The organism is Chryseotalea sp. WA131a (assembly GCA_025370075.1).
In the GTDB taxonomy this organism is placed as follows: domain Bacteria; phylum Bacteroidota; class Bacteroidia; order Cytophagales; family Cyclobacteriaceae; genus ELB16-189.
On the sequence record CP073016.1, the window covers coordinates 2,822,564 to 2,837,780 of the forward strand.

The 15,217-nt window shown below is 42.1% G+C and carries 17 protein-coding genes; 7 read left to right on the plus strand and 10 right to left on the minus strand.

The features are described 5' to 3' along the window. The first annotated feature begins 10 nt into the window (after positions 1 to 10). The 5 genes from KA713_12890 (at position 11) to KA713_12910 (ending at position 4,932) form a co-directional block, all read left to right on the plus strand. The gene (locus KA713_12890; GenBank protein ID UXE65374.1) at positions 11 to 1,918 is read left to right on the plus strand and encodes a S9 family peptidase; all 1,908 of its coding nucleotides are present in this window, start codon (positions 11 to 13) and stop codon (positions 1,916 to 1,918) included. 92 nt (positions 1,919 to 2,010) lie between these two features. Continuing rightward, positions 2,011 to 2,856 (plus strand): carbon-nitrogen hydrolase, encoded by an 846-nt coding sequence (locus KA713_12895; protein ID UXE69122.1) that lies wholly within the window; start codon positions 2,011 to 2,013, stop codon positions 2,854 to 2,856. An 87-nt stretch (positions 2,857 to 2,943) separates the two neighbouring features. Next, positions 2,944 to 3,984: an agmatine deiminase family protein gene (locus tag KA713_12900; protein ID UXE65375.1), complete on the plus strand. Its 1,041-nt coding sequence runs from the start codon at positions 2,944 to 2,946 to the stop codon at positions 3,982 to 3,984. A gap of 75 nt (positions 3,985 to 4,059) precedes the next feature. Further along, on the plus strand, positions 4,060 to 4,713 hold the full coding sequence (locus KA713_12905; GenBank protein ID UXE65376.1) for a hypothetical protein: 654 nt from the start codon (positions 4,060 to 4,062) through the stop codon (positions 4,711 to 4,713). A gap of 3 nt (positions 4,714 to 4,716) precedes the next feature. Further along, on the plus strand, positions 4,717 to 4,932 hold the full coding sequence (locus KA713_12910) for a PLDc N-terminal domain-containing protein (GenBank protein ID UXE65377.1): 216 nt from the start codon (positions 4,717 to 4,719) through the stop codon (positions 4,930 to 4,932). 51 nt (positions 4,933 to 4,983) lie between these two features. On the opposite strand, the gene KA713_12915 is transcribed toward KA713_12910, so the two are convergent. The 3 genes from KA713_12915 to rimO all read right to left on the minus strand — a co-directional run bounded on the left by KA713_12915 (position 4,984) and on the right by rimO (position 8,522). Continuing rightward, positions 4,984 to 5,559 carry a 5-formyltetrahydrofolate cyclo-ligase gene (locus KA713_12915; GenBank protein UXE65378.1) on the minus strand — a complete coding sequence of 192 codons (576 nt, stop codon included), beginning with the start codon at positions 5,557 to 5,559 and terminating at the stop codon, positions 4,984 to 4,986. Next, entirely contained in the window at positions 5,552 to 7,114 is a 1,563-nt protein-coding gene (gene bshC, locus KA713_12920; GenBank protein ID UXE65379.1) for a bacillithiol biosynthesis cysteine-adding enzyme BshC, read from the minus strand. Before bshC ends, KA713_12915 begins: the two co-directional genes overlap by 8 nt. A 97-nt stretch (positions 7,115 to 7,211) precedes the next feature. After that, positions 7,212 to 8,522, minus strand: coding sequence for a 30S ribosomal protein S12 methylthiotransferase RimO (rimO, locus tag KA713_12925; GenBank protein UXE69123.1), 1,311 nt, complete (start codon positions 8,520 to 8,522; stop codon positions 7,212 to 7,214). Positions 8,523 to 8,611: 89 nt separating this feature from the next. On the opposite strand from rimO, the gene KA713_12930 reads away from it, so the two are divergent. Together KA713_12930 and KA713_12935 are read left to right on the plus strand one after the other, a co-directional pair. Further along, complete coding sequence (locus tag KA713_12930) at positions 8,612 to 9,115, plus strand: hypothetical protein (GenBank protein UXE65380.1); 504 nt, start codon at positions 8,612 to 8,614, stop codon at positions 9,113 to 9,115. Then, positions 9,096 to 9,863 carry a hypothetical protein gene (locus KA713_12935; GenBank protein UXE65381.1) on the plus strand — a complete coding sequence of 256 codons (768 nt, stop codon included), beginning with the start codon at positions 9,096 to 9,098 and terminating at the stop codon, positions 9,861 to 9,863. Before KA713_12930 ends, KA713_12935 begins: the two co-directional genes overlap by 20 nt. Here the strand turns inward: KA713_12935 and ftsY are convergent. The 7 genes from ftsY to KA713_12970 all read right to left on the minus strand — a co-directional run bounded on the left by ftsY (position 9,860) and on the right by KA713_12970 (position 15,212). Then, positions 9,860 to 10,819, minus strand: coding sequence for a signal recognition particle-docking protein FtsY (ftsY, locus tag KA713_12940; protein ID UXE65382.1), 960 nt, complete (start codon positions 10,817 to 10,819; stop codon positions 9,860 to 9,862). The genes KA713_12935 and ftsY overlap by 4 nt on opposite strands. Positions 10,820 to 10,930: 111 nt before the next feature. Continuing rightward, positions 10,931 to 11,086: a DUF4295 domain-containing protein gene (locus KA713_12945; protein UXE65383.1), complete on the minus strand. Its 156-nt coding sequence runs from the start codon at positions 11,084 to 11,086 to the stop codon at positions 10,931 to 10,933. Positions 11,087 to 11,089: 3 nt separating this feature from the next. Beyond that, entirely contained in the window at positions 11,090 to 11,272 is a 183-nt protein-coding gene (rpmG, locus tag KA713_12950) for a 50S ribosomal protein L33 (protein UXE65384.1), read from the minus strand. A 20-nt stretch (positions 11,273 to 11,292) separates the two neighbouring features. Further along, complete coding sequence (locus KA713_12955; protein ID UXE65385.1) at positions 11,293 to 11,532, minus strand: 50S ribosomal protein L28; 240 nt, start codon at positions 11,530 to 11,532, stop codon at positions 11,293 to 11,295. A gap of 200 nt (positions 11,533 to 11,732) precedes the next feature. Continuing rightward, the gene (locus tag KA713_12960) at positions 11,733 to 12,392 is read right to left on the minus strand and encodes an HAD family phosphatase (protein UXE65386.1); all 660 of its coding nucleotides are present in this window, start codon (positions 12,390 to 12,392) and stop codon (positions 11,733 to 11,735) included. Between the two features lie 247 nt (positions 12,393 to 12,639). After that, positions 12,640 to 12,960, minus strand: coding sequence for a hypothetical protein (locus KA713_12965; protein UXE65387.1), 321 nt, complete (start codon positions 12,958 to 12,960; stop codon positions 12,640 to 12,642). A 14-nt stretch (positions 12,961 to 12,974) separates the two neighbouring features. Next, a complete protein-coding gene (locus KA713_12970; protein ID UXE65388.1) occupies positions 12,975 to 15,212 on the minus strand; it encodes a T9SS type A sorting domain-containing protein in 2,238 nt (745 codons plus the stop codon). Positions 15,213 to 15,217: the final 5 nt, after the last annotated feature.

Sequence of the window (15,217 nt, forward strand, 5' to 3'; positions counted from 1 at the left end):
ATCAATTATTATGAAACGCCTATCCTTTCTACCGGTTTGCTTTGTTATCTTCTTCAATTGCAACGCGCCAAAAGAAGAAACCTTGAAACAATATTCCATTAATCAGTTTATGGATATTGTTCAAATCAACGGTGGTTCGTTTTCACCAGATGAAACCAAGATTGTGTACAACAGTCGGGCTACAGGCATTTTCAATGCCTACGAAATCGATTTGAAAACTGGAGCAGAAAAGCAACTGACAACCTCCACCGACAATGCTGTTTTCAGTCAGTCTTATTTTCCAAACGATGACCGATTGCTTTACACCAGCGACAAAGGAGGAAATGAAATCAATCATCTGTATGTCCGTAACCAAGATGGTTCCGTTGTTGATTTGATTCAAGACAGCACAGCCAAAGCACAATTTGGTGGTTGGAGCTACAACAGAAAGTTAATGTACTATACGTCTAATAGTCGGGATAAGAAATTTTTTGATTTGTATAACGTGCAAATTGCTGGAGGCGAAACAAAAGTGTATCCCACTACGCTGGTGTACAAGAATGAAAAAGGATTGAACCCCGATGTGATGTCGAACGATGATCGCTATATCGCGCTGAGTGAAACCATATCGACCAATAATTCAAACATGTATCTGCTCGATACGCAATCAGGAAAACTAAACCTGGTTACCAAACACGAAGGTGATGCGCAATACAATGCTCAGTATTTCAGTTTGGACGGTAAGACGCTTTTTTACCTTACCGATGAGGGCAGCGAATTCATGTACCTGGCCAGCTATGATATTGCCACTGGCGAAAAGAAAAAAGTAGAGGAAGCGCCTTGGGACATCATGTATGCGTACTTATCTAGAAATGGAAAGTATCGGGTAGTGGCCATCAATAACGATGCTCGCACAGAGATTAAAATTTATAATGAGCAAGACGGAGGAAAACTCGTTTCCGTAGAAGGTTTGCCCGAAGGAGACATCACGGGTGTCAATATTTCAGATAGCGAGAAATTGATGTCCTTTTACGTAAGTAGTTCAAAATCGCCCAGTAATTTGTTTGTCTATAATTTCGACACCAAAGAGGTGAAGCAATTGACTAATACGATGACTAAAGAGATTGACCTGAACGATTTGGTCGCTGGCGAAGTGGTGCGGTTCAAATCGTTTGATGGGCTGGAGATTCCTTGCCTGCTCTATAAACCCAAAGGAATCAAAGAAGGCCAAAAGGTGCCTGCCTTACTCTGGATTCATGGAGGCCCAGGCGGACAAACTCGTTTAAATTATTCGGCTGCGCTTCAGCACTTAGTCAATCATGGCTATGCCGTGCTGGCGGTTAACAATCGCGGAAGCTCGGGCTACGGAAAAACATTTTTTGCTGCTGATGATCGCAAACATGGCAACGAAGATTTGCGTGACTGTGTTGAATCAAAAAAACTATTGGCTTCGTTGCCCTATATCGATGCAGACAAAATCGGAATTTATGGCGGAAGCTATGGTGGCTATATGGTAATGGCTGCCCTCACATTTGCTCCCGAAGAATTCAAAGTGGGTGTAAATCTTTTTGGGGTGACCAATTGGATCCGAACATTGCGCAGCATTCCATCTTGGTGGGAGGCACAACGCAAGGCTTTGTATACCGAGCTTGGAGATCCTACCTCTGCTGATTCCGTGGCGCTTTATGCGAAGTCACCACTCTTCCACACAGATAAAATCACCAAGCCGTTCATCGTATTGCAGGGCAGTAATGATCCAAGAGTACTTCAGGTAGAGTCCGATGAGATTGTGGCGAACGCACGTAAAAATGGTGTGAAAGTAGAATATGTTATTTTCCCCGATGAAGGCCACGGATTTGTGAAAAAGGAAAACAATATCAAAGCTTCCGAAGAGGTTTTGAAATTTTTGGATGCTAACCTGAAAGGCTCGAATGACTAAAAAATTAATGCAGAAATTTAACGCTAACCTTTAACTTTGCGCCTTTAAATTAAGGTTACGTGAGCAAACCAGTTAAAATCGGAACGGTGCAAATGAGCTGCACCAAAAACCCTTCTGAAAACTTACAGAAGGCAAAGGAGAAAATTCGCGAAGCTGCTAGCAAGGGAGCGCAAATAGTTTGCCTGCAAGAGCTTTTTACCTCATTGTACTTCTGCGATGTTGAAGATTACGATCACTTCAATCTAGCCGAGGCCATACCAGGCCCCTCTACCGATTCGCTCTCATCATTGGCAAAAGAATTGGGAGTAGTAATCATTGCCTCCCTATTTGAAAAACGAACGCAGGGAATTTATCATAACACTACTTCGGTGCTAGATGCAGATGGTGCGTACTTAGGCAAGTATCGCAAAATGCACATCCCTGATGATCCATCGTACTACGAGAAATTTTATTTCACTCCGGGTGATTTGGGATACAAAGTTTTTAAAACCAAGTTCGCCACGATTGGGGTGTTGATTTGTTGGGATCAATGGTATCCGGAAGCTTCTCGCATTACAGCCTTGATGGGTGCTGAAGTTTTGTTTTACCCCACCGCTATTGGATGGGCTACTTCGCAAGACGAAGCCACCAATACAGAGCAGTACAATGCTTGGCAAACCATTCAACGTAGTCATGCTGTAGCCAATGGCTTACATGTAGTGAGCGTGAACCGAGTAGGCTTCGAACAAAACGGTGCGATGAAATTTTGGGGGGGCTCATTTATTGCCAATCCACTAGGCACTATTCTTTACAAAGCATCCCACGAAAGTGAAGAAGTAAACGTTACTGAAATTGATTTGAATAAAACCGATAGCGTGCGTGTGCACTGGCCCTTCATGCGCGACAGACGAATTGATTCGTATCAGCCGATCACTAAGAGATTTATTGACGAAGACTAACCTAAAAGGTCGGCAGTAGGCAGACAGCAGTAGGCAGGTAAGGCCATCGACTGCAGACTGCCAACTGCAGACTGCCAACTTTCCTTCATGAAGACTCCCAAAGAACTCGGCTACCACTTCCCCGCAGAATTTGCTCCACACACCGCTACATGGCTAAGCTGGCCGCACAAAGAAGCCTCTTGGCCAGGAAAAATTGATACTATTTTTCCGGTGTATGCACAGTTTATCAAGCAGGTCGCTGAAGGCGAAAAGGTGAACATCAATTTGCTGGATGAGAAGATGAAGCAGTTTGCTGTTTCTCATTTGGAAAAAGTGGGCGCGGATCTAAAAAACATTCAATTCTTTTTTCACCCGACTAACGATGCGTGGTGCCGCGACCACGGTCCCGCATTTTTGATTAACCCAACGGAGAAAAAGAAAATGATCGTGGACTGGGGCTATAACGCGTGGGGCGGAAAGTATCCTCCCTTTGATTTAGATGATGTGATTCCTACGTTGATTGCAAAGCATTTTAACATACCAGTAGTGCATCCTGGTATTGTGATGGAGGGAGGCTCAGTAGAATTTAACGGAAAGGGAACGCTATTAACCACACGCGCTTGTTTACTTAATCCTAATCGTAACCCGCATTTGAATCAGTCGCAAATTGAGGAGTACCTGACTAATTATTATGGAGTGAATCACATCCTTTGGTTGGGCGATGGCATTATCGGAGACGATACCGATGGTCACATTGATGATCTTACCCGGTTCGTAAATAGTGATACGGTGGTAACGATTGTGGAGGAAAATAGAAATGATGATAACTACGAAATTCTTCAAGACAACCTTAAGGAATTGAAAACACTTCGTTTAGAAAATGGTAACCAGCTAAACATCGTTGAGTTACCCATGCCCGCTCCCGTTGTTTATGATGACCAAAGGTTGCCAGCGTCTTATGCTAATTTTTATATTGCCAACAAATACGTAGTTGTTCCGACTTTCAGAGATAAAAACGATGATAAAGCATTGACTATTCTTCAATCATGCTTTCCGGATAGAAAAGTGATTGGGTTAGATTCTACGGATATCATATGGGGTCTTGGCTCGTTTCATTGTTTGAGCCAGCAAGAGCCAAAAATATTATAACAGTTATAACAGTTTAATTAGAAGTTTAGAAGTTCAAATAAATTTCTTAGCTTTACTTCACTAACATTAAATCTAATGAAAACAAAATCTATTGTTCTTTCATTTCTTATATTCGTTGCTTGTGCCGATAAAAGTTTAGAGATAAAGAAATCAGATATAGCGGAACTTGCAAAAGAGTTTAATTTAAAGAGAATTGAGATTTCTTCAATACCTAAGGGAATTACTCCTTTAAAATTTAACTCTGTAGCGGAAGCCAAACTATTTTTGTCAAATAGATTATTCAAGGAGCAACCCTCAAAGTCAGTACATTCGAATGCAAGGATAGCGCAGAATAGTTCTTCGAACTTAGCAACTTGCGCTAATCCGCTGAATGCAGTTTACACACAACAGGTATCAGCAGGGATTTTGAGTTCAATAACCTTTACATCCTTTACAAATTATAATTATTGCGGAATGAGTTTTGCCTCGGTTAATAATATTTCGAGTACTATGACAGGGGCAACTTTGGGGGCTACTTATTCGCAGTCAAACTTTAGTGTAAACGTAACTGATACAAGTATATCATATACTATTTATGGTTCTATTGATTATTATTTGTTTGTCGAAGGCGGTCTCAATCTTTGGTCTCAAAACATTAGTATGGGAGGCAGCTTTACGAGTCAAGTGATTGGAACAACGGGGACTTCCGGGGGAAATCCAAAAGGATCTATTGCGCCACCTAAAAAATAGTTTATGCAATTAATAAATTCTCCTTCAAGTCTAGTACTGTGGCAGGTCATGGTTATTGCAAATGTTTCATTATTAGTATTTGTTTTTTTTACTGTTCTCAAAAGGCAAATAACATCCTTTGAAAAAGTAGCATGGCTTTTAATATCTGCGTTTGTGCCTTTCATCGGTTCTTTAGCTTACATCATTACTTTTTTCTTAAAAAAGAAAATCACTCAGTAAAATTTGTCGGTCCTATCAAACTCGTTTTGTTTCATTGCCTGATTCATCGGTTTAAAGAAGGTTGAATTTCAATACGCCCGAAGGCGTTAGGCAGTGCGTGAGCGTAATGTCGTCTTCGCCAACATCCTCAATCATGTCGATGGGTTGAAAAAGAGAAATACCTACTCGATGGCAACGGATTCGACACTCGGCTAAGAATTTGTCGTAAAAACCTTTTCCATAACCCACACGGTGGCCTACTTTGTCAAATGCCAACAGTGGCACCAGTACCATGTCTATTTTTTCAGTAGGCGCGGGTACACCCTGTTCAGGCTCCAATATGCCCCATTTGTTTTTTTTAAGTTGATGATATCCTTCGAAATAAGTATTTTCTAGTTCATCATCTTTAACTCTGGGAATGATAATGCGGATGTGCGGAAACTCCCTCCTGATGCGATCAATAATCTGCCACGTGTCAGGCTCTCGTTTTCCCTCTATGGGTAAAAAAACATGGAGACACTTGATAAACGACAAATCAACCTGTGCAAAAAAATGATTATAAAGCTGCAGATTTAGATTTTGAAACTCGCCTTCGGATAAAGCTTGCCTTTTTTGAATAAATTCTTTTCGGGCTTCGGCCTTAGTCATTCATCAACACGTTAAATCGAAAATCAAAGGCATCAAATGCAGCCAACAGCTTTTGAATAAAGGCCGGATCGCTTTGGTAGAAGTTTAGAAAGTTATCGGTGCGCTCTTGCAAGCTATCATTGGGGAACAGTGCATCTTTCACAGATTCGATCTGTTTCCGTTTTTCCTCGTGTTTGCGCTTTTCAGCTTTCAGCATTTTCTTTTCGATGCGTTCCAATCCGTTAAGCGCACGTTGATTTTCTGCCGCAACCAATTTCGTGAGCGTGCTATCAATGGCGGTGGCTTTTTTTTGTATTTCGGTCAATAAGATTTGAAGCGATTGCATCTGTTTACCAAGCGATAGATCATGCTGACTGTTATTGGCTACCCAATGATTGAACAAGTAATTTTTCTCTTGGAATAAATCTTTAATGTCTAATCCTGTTTTCGAAAATTTCTTTTGCGTGGGCGCATCCACCACCAATCCAAAATTGCGAGGTATCAAAACAGGGAAAGGCGTTTGAAAAAACTCGAACACACCCTTCAGTTGTAGCCAATACACCAACTCAGCAGGCCCACCCACATAGGCTAGGTTGGGCAAAATCATTTCTTGGTAGAGCGGTCGTAGCACCACATTGGGGCTAAACTTTTCGGGTTCAGCCAAAATCATTTTTTCGATTTCCAATTTTGAAAATGAAAGGGTAGAATCCACTACTTTAAACGTATCGCCTTCACGTTCCAACCTGCTTCTAACCCCATCATCTAAATAAAACAAATTGATGTCGCGGGCATTCACTTGTGTGTGATACCCCAGCGATTGCAATTCTTGTGTGGCCAGATCCACTACTTTCTTTGCAGAATGATTGAACAAATCATCCTGAATTACTTTGGTAAACAACGATTTCAGTTGACGATCGTCACCATCCACCACCACTAACCCTTCTGCACCAAACAATGCATTCACATATTGCCTGACAGCAGATGCTAATGTTTTATTTTTTTCGTACGCGGTTTTAAAAACACTTACATCGCCCGGCAATTGATTGATCAGATTTTTAAAGTCTTTGGTTTCAAACCTACCGACTGCACCTTGTTGCTCGGTCTGCCACATGTACTTTGTGCCATACAACCGAAACGATTTTATCTCTTCGTAATCGTGGTCTTCGCTGGCCATCCAGTAAAGGGGCACAAAGTGATAAGCCGGGTATTTTTCTTTGAGTGCTTTACACGCATTGATGACGGTAACAATCTTGAAGATGAAATAGAGCGGACCGGTAAAAACATTCAGTTGATGACCTGTCGTTACGGTAAAGGTTTTATTATTGCGTAATGAATCGATGTTTGCTCTTACACTTTCGCTGATGGTTAGTTGACTGTACTGTTTTGTCAGCACATCGGCCAGTAATGTTCGTTTCGCTTGTGAAAAAGAGGCCTTGTCTTTTAGTTGGTCGCCAAAATTATCTAACGAAGGAAACCGCCCATAGAATTTTTTGAGTGAATCTTTTTGTTGGATGTAATCAAGAAAGAAAGAACTAAAGGCGCGGGTGTCTGAAAAGTCAATCTTTCGAGTGGTCATATCAGCAACAAATCAGATGATTAAAAGGCATAATCGCAATTAACGATTGACATCGCTTTAAAGTTTTTGGATGAGCGGTTGTATTTGTTAAAAATTCCTAAACGACTTCTGCCAGCAAATCAAACTCCGTTGCGCTTTTCACTTTTGCCTGAACAAAATCTCCCACACGCAAATAGTTTTTGGTGCCATCCAGAATTACTTCGTTGTCCACTTCGGGTGAATCAAACTCCGTGCGACCAACAAAACTTCCTCCCTCTTTTCTGTCGATTAATACTTTAAAAGTCTTACCTACTTTGGCCTGATTTAATTCCAGGGAAATTCCTTGCTGCAATTCCATAAGCGCATCTACGCGCTCTTGTTTTACCTCGGCAGGCACATCATCAGTCAACGAATAGGCATGCGTATTTTCTTCGTGCGAATACGGGAATACACCCATTCTATCAAACCGCGAGCGCTCCACGAACTCCATCATTTCATTAAAACGTTCTTCGGTCTCTCCAGGGTGTCCGGCAATCAACGTAGTGCGAATGGCAATGGCTGGCACTTTTGCGCGAATGGTTTGCAATAACTCCTCCGTTTTTTCCCGTGTAGTGCCACGCCTCATGATCTTCAATACTTCGGTAGAGCCATGTTGCAAAGGAATATCCAAATACTTGCAAATGTTGCTTCGCTCGGCCATTACATCCAATACATCCAGCGGAAAGCCCGTTGGGAAAGCATAATGCAGGCGAATCCAATCAATGCCTTCTACATCGGATAGATGTTTGAGTAAATCAGAAAGGTTACGCTTTTTATAAATATCCAAACCGTAGTAGGTCGAATCTTGCGCAATCAACAGCAATTCTTTTGTACCGTTCTTGACCAAATTTTTTGCTTCTACTACCAGCTCTTCAATCGGACGAGAAACATGTTTTCCCCGCATGAGCGGGATGGCACAAAACGAACAAGGTCGATCGCAGCCTTCGGAGATTTTCAAATATGCAAAATGGCTTGGGTTGGTGAGTATGCGTTCGCCCACCAATTCATGTTTGTAATTTGCATTAAGTTGTTTCAGCAAACGCGATAGATCGCGGGTACCAAACCACGCATCCACGGCCGGAATCTCTTTTTCCAAATCTTGACTATAGCGCTGCGAAAGGCAACCCGTTACGTACACTTTCTCTACCAATCCTTCTTGCTTGGCATCCACATAGCGCAATATGGTGTCAATAGATTCTTGCTTCGCGTTGTCGATAAAACCGCACGTGTTGATGACCACAATGTTGGCATCGTCTTTTTTGGATTCGTGGGTTACATCAATGCCGTTGCCTTTTAACTGCGTCAACAACACTTCAGAATCCACAAGATTTTTAGAGCAACCCAGCGTCACAATATTGACTTTGGTCTTTTTGGTGCCTTTCGTTTTCAATTTCTTAGAATAAGAAGGCAAATTTACAAAAAATACGCGCGCAGCTAGGATTGTTGGCACAGTGCTTGAAGTATATTTGCCTTCTTAAAATGAAATCTTTTTCGACATTATTGATGATGGTTGCCATGGTAGGGCTCATCAGTGCTTGCTTTACCGAACCAGACTGCATTGTGACGGCCACCATGGAAGTGAAAATTGATTTTAAGCAAACCAAGTTGAATTCGCAGACCAATGCCCGATCGGTTGTGGATACTGTACTTTCATTTCAATCTATTCAAATAGCAGTAGGTGGCAAGGATACCTTATTTGCCGCAAACATAAGTGCCGCTTCGCTTACACTTCCGATAGACCCTAATCAACCTTCTATCAAATACACTTTTGTACGGAAGGGCCGTCAGGCCAATAGCCCAACGGTTACAGAATTTATTACACTTTCTTATGCCAACGAAACAAGGATAATATCTTCCAAATGTGGCGCCTTTGTTTACTTTTTAGATTTGAAAGTGGATGACTCATCGTATGGGCAAACTGGCTACAAGCTGGTCAATGATCGTCTCTTAAAAAATACCAGCAATGTTCAGATATTTTTTTAGCTCGTTGCTGATTTTGTTATTTTCAATTTCGCTTCGGGCGCAAACCACTACGCCTGCCGAAGAAACACCTTCCCCCAAAAGAATAAAAGTTGATACGGTAAAGAATAAATATTTTCCCACTGGCTTACGTGTTGGCACGGATGTTATTTCACTTGTGCGCGGTGGCGACCACTCGTTTAAAGGATGGGAGCTGAACTTTGATACCGATCTTTCGCGCTACTATTTTACGGTGGATTATGGCTATTGGGCCACCAACCAATCGCTTGATAATTTCCAATTGATTACCAGCCCTGCCAATCCCATCCTACGCACCTCAGGGCAATATAAAAACGATGGATACTATTTGCGCATTGGTGCCGATGTAAATTTCCTGTTGAAGGATCCTGAAAAGAATATGTTTTTTTTGGGGTTGCGCTATGGGCTTGCTACTTTTTCGGAGAGTGTGCAGTACACCAACCAACCGACTTATCCCATTTTTCAACCCTTTTCACAAAGTTTAAGCAATGGAAATGTATCTGGGTCGTGGTTGGAGGTTACTACAGGCTTGCGAATAAAAGTGTACAAAGAATTTTGGATGGGCTACACAGCACACTTAAAATTTGCTCCCTCCACTTCGGGTGCCACCAATTTTAATGCGTATGATATGCCTGGCTATGGCATCATTGAAGAAGCACCCTATTGGGGTTTCAATTACCAATTGTTTTGGCGGTTTGCTTGGAAAAAGCCTGCAAAAAAAAATAAACTTTAACGTTTGCGGAAAAGCGAATCCACAAACTCCGTCTTGTTGAATGTTTGTAGGTCGTCAACCTTTTCACCTACACCAATGTAGCGAACGGGAATTTTAAACTCATCAGATATGCCAATGACAACCCCGCCTTTGGCGGTGCCATCCAGCTTGGTAATGGTAAGGCAAGTTACATCGGTGGCTTTGGTAAACTCTCTCGCTTGAATCACGGCATTTTGCCCCGTGCTGCCATCCAATACCAACATCACATCGTGGGGGGCATCTGCAATTACTTTTTGCATCACCCGTTTTATTTTCGAGAGTTCTTGCATCAGGTTCACTTTGGTGTGAAGCCGCCCGGCAGTATCGATAATGATTACATCGGCACCTAATTCAACCCCTTTTTGCACGGCTTCAAAAGCAACGGCAGAAGGGTCGGTATTCATTCCTTTGGCGATCACGGGCACGCCCACCCGCTCGCCCCAAAGTTTCAACTGGTCTACAGCAGCGGCCCTAAATGTATCGGCTGCACCCAACACCACGCTTTTGCCATTCTTTTTTAGCTGAGCAGATAGCTTACCAATGGTAGTTGTTTTGCCCACACCATTTACACCTACTACCATCAACACATATGGCTTGGCGGTGTTGGGTATTTCGAAGTCGCGGGTATCGGTTGCATTGTTTTCAGAAAGCAAAGCGGCCACTTCTTCCTTTAGGATTGAATCTAGCCCTGAAGTGCCCAGATATTTGTCTTTGGCCACCCTTGCTTGAATGCGTTGAATGATTTTTAAGGTGGTATCTACGCCTACATCCGAAGAAATCAAAATTTCCTCTAGGCTATCCAACACCTCATCGTCTACAGTCGATTTGCCGGCAATGGCTTTGCCCAGCTTGCCAAAGAAACTCTCTTTCGACTTTTGCAGGCCGCTATCGAGGGTTTCTTTTTTTTCTTTGCTGAACAGGTTGCCGAGGAAAGACATTTTGATTTCAGATTTTGAATGAATACGGTTTGGTTGCGCCCTAATTTAATATTGGTTCTAAAACAAAAAAGTCCCTCAGGTGGGGACTTTCATTTGATAGCATTCTGAGCCTTATTTTTTGGCCAATGTTTCTTTCACCAAATCAGTTGTCACGATTTCAGATTTGAAAATGTAAGCCCCTGTTTTGTCAGACTTCACAGCGCGGATCACCTTTGCATAGTTCTTACCGTCTGTTTTCTTAAGCGATGCAACTACTTTCTTTGCCATGGGTTATTTAATTTCTTTGTGTAACGTTACTTTTTTCAATACCGGGTTGTATTTTTTTAACTCGATACGCTCCGTAGTGTTTTTGCGGTTTTTGGTGGTAATGTAGCGGCTCATGCCGGGCATGCCGCTGGTCTTGTGCTCGGTGCACTCTAAAATTACCTGTATTCTGTTTTTATTCCGTGCCATGCTATTGCAATGTTAGATTGTTATGCGGTGTAAAGGCCTTTCTCTTTCGATTCTTTGATAACGGCTGAAATACCTTTCATGTTGATGGTTTTGAGAGCCTTGGTAGAAACTTTTAAAGTAATCCACTTGCCTTCTTCAGGAATATAAAAGCGCTTCACTTGAAGATTAGGGTAAAATTTACGCTTTGTTTTGTTGTTAGCGTGCGACACGTTGTTCCCTACGCGCGTCCTTTTTCCAGTAAGTTCACAAACCCTTGCCATAAAAATATAGTTTTAAAGCCCTTTTTGAAAAGGGACTGCAAATATCGGTAAAAGCCACTCACTTATCCAAGTTCGGTTTTTAAATAATCGGTGATATTTAGAGAAAATGATGGCCTTTGAGGCATTTCTTAACAGGGTAATGGCAGAATACTGCCTTTTTGAAGGAAAATAACACGATTTGAACCAGCACTTGAGCTCGCCTATTTGAAAATCTTATTGGCTAATTCCATTGGATCCAGCCCCTGAAAATCATCAATCACAAAATCTGTACCTGCTAATTCTTGATGTGTATGCGTGGTGGCCACGCCTACCACTTTTGCACCCGCGGCCTTGCCTGAAGCAACACCAGAAAGAGAATCTTCAAAGACAATGCAGTTTTCGGGTGCAAAGTTGAGGGCAGCCGCACACTTTAAATAAATTTCGGGGTGGGGCTTTCCGTTTTCAACAAAGCTGTCATCTAATATAGTAGAGAAGTAGTCGCCTAAATTTGTTTTGCTCATCACAAAGTCAACATTGCTTTTGGGAGCAGAGGTGCCGATGGCCCGTGCGAATTTATATTCGTTCAGTTTGTCTAGAAAAGTGGGCAAGCCCGGCAACGGCTTCATGTCATCTTTCATCAATTCACGAAATAGGGCTTCTTTTTCTTCGGCATAGAAATGCAATTCTTCGGGCGATAATGTCCGACCAAACAGATTCGTGATCCATTGTTTGTTGGTGCGGCCATAAATGCGGTTGCGCAGTTCATCTTCCGTAAGGTGATAACCATATTTTTCACAAAACTGATGAAGGGCAATTTTATGATAGGGGTTGCTGTGGATGATCACACCATCCATGTCGAAGATAAAGGCTATACGTGTCATGTTGACTTTGAAACGCGCAATCTACAAAATGTAAAATTCCTTTCGCCAGAAAGAATTACGTCAATGAATATTAATTTAATGTGTGATAAAGCTTTCTAAGATTGCAATTTCTTCTTTTAGATCTGCCTTGGCTTGATTCAATTGTTTTCGGTCATTTAATCGATTGGCTTGATACGAAAGATGAGCATTCGGATGTGTAGTGCTTCTACTGGCAGAGCATTGGTCAATGTAAATTCTCTTTGATCCTTCAACCCGGTTGCATAATTATAAATTTTTTGCCCCAATATGGACTTGGCCAGAATCCACAACTTGATAAGTTACCCATTGAGTCTACAGCGATAGATGCTTCTATTTTCCCTTTAACTATTCCTTTGAAAACCTTGGATATCCTTAAAATAAAATAACCATTTATTGTATCAGTAAAAATAACTCTTGCTATAAATATCAAATCACTCTGTTCAATACTTCTTTGCCTAACTTTTTCAATTGCTTCTACTCCGCAGGTGCATGCTTCAGTTTGAAGTCCGACAAAAAAAGTTAGTGCAAGAATTAAAAGAATCTGTTTCATAAACCAATGGTAAATTATCTAACCACAAACTTCTTCCCATACACTTTCCCCTTCCAAGTAAACCGCGCGATGTACATACCGGTTGAGAGATTCCCGGCATCAACTGTGTAAGTTTGATTGCCCGGCACAAAGTGGACATCGCCCATTCGCTGACCGAGCAAATTGTAAAACTGAACTTGCACGTTGCGGTCGCTTAAAATTTTTAGGGTTTCGTTGTTAGTTAGTGTCACAGGGTTGGGATAGATAGTAATTTCTGGCTCAGGAGGAAGTTCTTTTCCTTCATCATTTTTCAATACATACAGTCCGCCCCGGGTATTCCCAACGATGATTGCCGGACGGTCGCTATTGAAAAGATTGGCGGCCGTTGGCCAACAGCTGGCGCCAAAGTTTCTGCTTTGGTAGCTTTTGGTTACATCATTATAAACCAATTGTGTCACTGGGTTGATAGAACTATTCTGTGCCCGAAAGTCTGTGTAGATCGATAGTTCACCACGTTGGTTCGCGACTGCTAAATCCGAAAACCCATCGGCATCAAAATCAGCTGCGGCCATGGCCAAATTTTGACGATCGGTACTGTTGCCCACACCCAAAAAGTCAGACTTGGTTAATGCATAATTAAAAGAACCTGCAGGGCCGTTGTTTTTATAATATTCAATTCCACCGGTGTCGTTCCCTACTAAGACATCGAGCAAGCCGTTTTGATCTACATCTACAAGCAATAAATTTTCAGAGACACCAATTCTAAATTGGGTTGTCTTTAGATTTGGGTCAGTAACGGTGAATCGGTCTTGTGCGGAATTGGCAATGTAGAACAGGGTAGCCGTTGCGTTGTTTCGGTTGGTATTGGCCGTGAAAGCCAAATCGGTTTTGCCATCTGCATTTACATCGGCAAACTGAATTTTGATATTACTGTAATTGAGCGAAGAGAGAAAGAAATAATCTTCAGTAATCAATTTGAAAGAGGGCAATTGATTGGTGCCTATGTTTTCATATTGCGCCACCGTAGCGGGTAACGAGGGCCGAGTGTTGTTGCTTACCAGCAAATCCAAATCGCCATCGCCATCCATATCAAAAAAAGCGGGCACACTATTATCGCCCACATCAATCATATCGCCTTGCAAAAAATTGGTTTTTGAAAAGGTGAATTGTGGACTGGTGGCTGTACCGGAATTTTTAAATAGATAAAGTGATTGCTTAAAGTCGATCGTTGGGGAGTTTCGAAAACTTAAATTAGGTGTTACCACCAAATCGGATAATCCATCAAACGTTAAATCCTCCATAAAAGGCACAGGATAAAATGGCATGAGCAAAGGCGAGCTTGCTGGAAAGGGACTGAAACTGCTCATCAACGGATTATCGCGTGTGCCCGTGTTGCTGAGTAAGTATAAATTAGTGCATGATTGTTCGGAAAAGAAAAGATCGCGGGCGCCATCGTTGTTGAGGTCAATGGTAAGTATTGCTTTGCCGCCCGAGTGCTGTGTTCGTCCGCCTGATAAAAGTTCAGCGCAGGTTTTGCCACCCTGAAAGGAAATTTTACCACAGGTGCATTCCGAAAAGCCTCCCCAATTTTGCGTAATGCGTTTGAATTGTAGCGAGTCGCACCTACCGGAATTTTCAATCGAAAGGTTGGTGTGCCACTCTACTGTGCCAAAACTAGAAGCGAAGTTAGTGTTCAAGATATCCAAATCCCCATCCCCATCGATGTCGTCAATGGCAGGAATATCATCGATGTTGATTTTTAAGTTGATGTTGCTAATAAAGCCTTGTGTTAAAATCGGGAGCGGAGTACCGGAAGTTTTGTCGATGTTAAATGGCCTCCAACTAGGTGGCTGCCCAGGCTTGGTGGTATTGACAAATGCCACTAAGCCAAATGGATCGCTGGTGAAGATATCCTTTTTGCCATCGCAGTTAAAATCACGCAGCAAAAGCCATTGATTGATCGAAGAAGGAAACAACGATTCGTAAGAAGGGGAATAAACGTATTGATTGTTTTGATTCAAATAGGTTAACACTTGGTTGGTGGTGCGCTCAAAGATTACGAGGTCTTGTTTGTTGTCACCATTCAAATCCATGGCATTGACTTGAGCCGCGTTGAGCCCACCTGCCCACGGCATGGCAAGGGTTGTTCCATTGACTTCAACAGGAATGGATTGATCGATGGTATAGGTGAACTGACCCTTGGCAAGGGTAGCAATAAAAAGGAATAGGAAAATCAACCGCACCATTGGATTGCTAACGATTTTATCAATCAAAAATT

Coding starts and splice junctions, on each gene's coding strand:
- KA713_12890 (UXE65374.1), top strand. CDS start 11: ATGAAACGCCTATCCTTTCTACCGGTTTGCTTTGTTATCTTCTTCAAT.
- KA713_12895 (UXE69122.1), top strand. CDS start 2,011: ATGAGCTGCACCAAAAACCCTTCTGAAAACTTACAGAAGGCAAAGGAG.
- KA713_12900 (UXE65375.1), top strand. CDS start 2,944: ATGAAGACTCCCAAAGAACTCGGCTACCACTTCCCCGCAGAATTTGCT.
- KA713_12905 (UXE65376.1), top strand. CDS start 4,060: ATGAAAACAAAATCTATTGTTCTTTCATTTCTTATATTCGTTGCTTGT.
- KA713_12910 (UXE65377.1), top strand. CDS start 4,717: ATGCAATTAATAAATTCTCCTTCAAGTCTAGTACTGTGGCAGGTCATG.
- KA713_12915 (UXE65378.1), bottom strand. CDS start 5,559: ATGACTAAGGCCGAAGCCCGAAAAGAATTTATTCAAAAAAGGCAAGCT.
- bshC (UXE65379.1), bottom strand. CDS start 7,114: ATGACCACTCGAAAGATTGACTTTTCAGACACCCGCGCCTTTAGTTCT.
- KA713_12930 (UXE65380.1), top strand. CDS start 8,612: ATGAAATCTTTTTCGACATTATTGATGATGGTTGCCATGGTAGGGCTC.
- KA713_12935 (UXE65381.1), top strand. CDS start 9,096: ATGTTCAGATATTTTTTTAGCTCGTTGCTGATTTTGTTATTTTCAATT.
- ftsY (UXE65382.1), bottom strand. CDS start 10,819: ATGTCTTTCCTCGGCAACCTGTTCAGCAAAGAAAAAAAAGAAACCCTC.
- KA713_12945 (UXE65383.1), bottom strand. CDS start 11,086: ATGGCAAAGAAAGTAGTTGCATCGCTTAAGAAAACAGACGGTAAGAAC.
- rpmG (UXE65384.1), bottom strand. CDS start 11,272: ATGGCACGGAATAAAAACAGAATACAGGTAATTTTAGAGTGCACCGAG.
- KA713_12955 (UXE65385.1), bottom strand. CDS start 11,532: ATGGCAAGGGTTTGTGAACTTACTGGAAAAAGGACGCGCGTAGGGAAC.
- KA713_12960 (UXE65386.1), bottom strand. CDS start 12,392: ATGACACGTATAGCCTTTATCTTCGACATGGATGGTGTGATCATCCAC.
- KA713_12965 (UXE65387.1), bottom strand. CDS start 12,960: ATGAAACAGATTCTTTTAATTCTTGCACTAACTTTTTTTGTCGGACTT.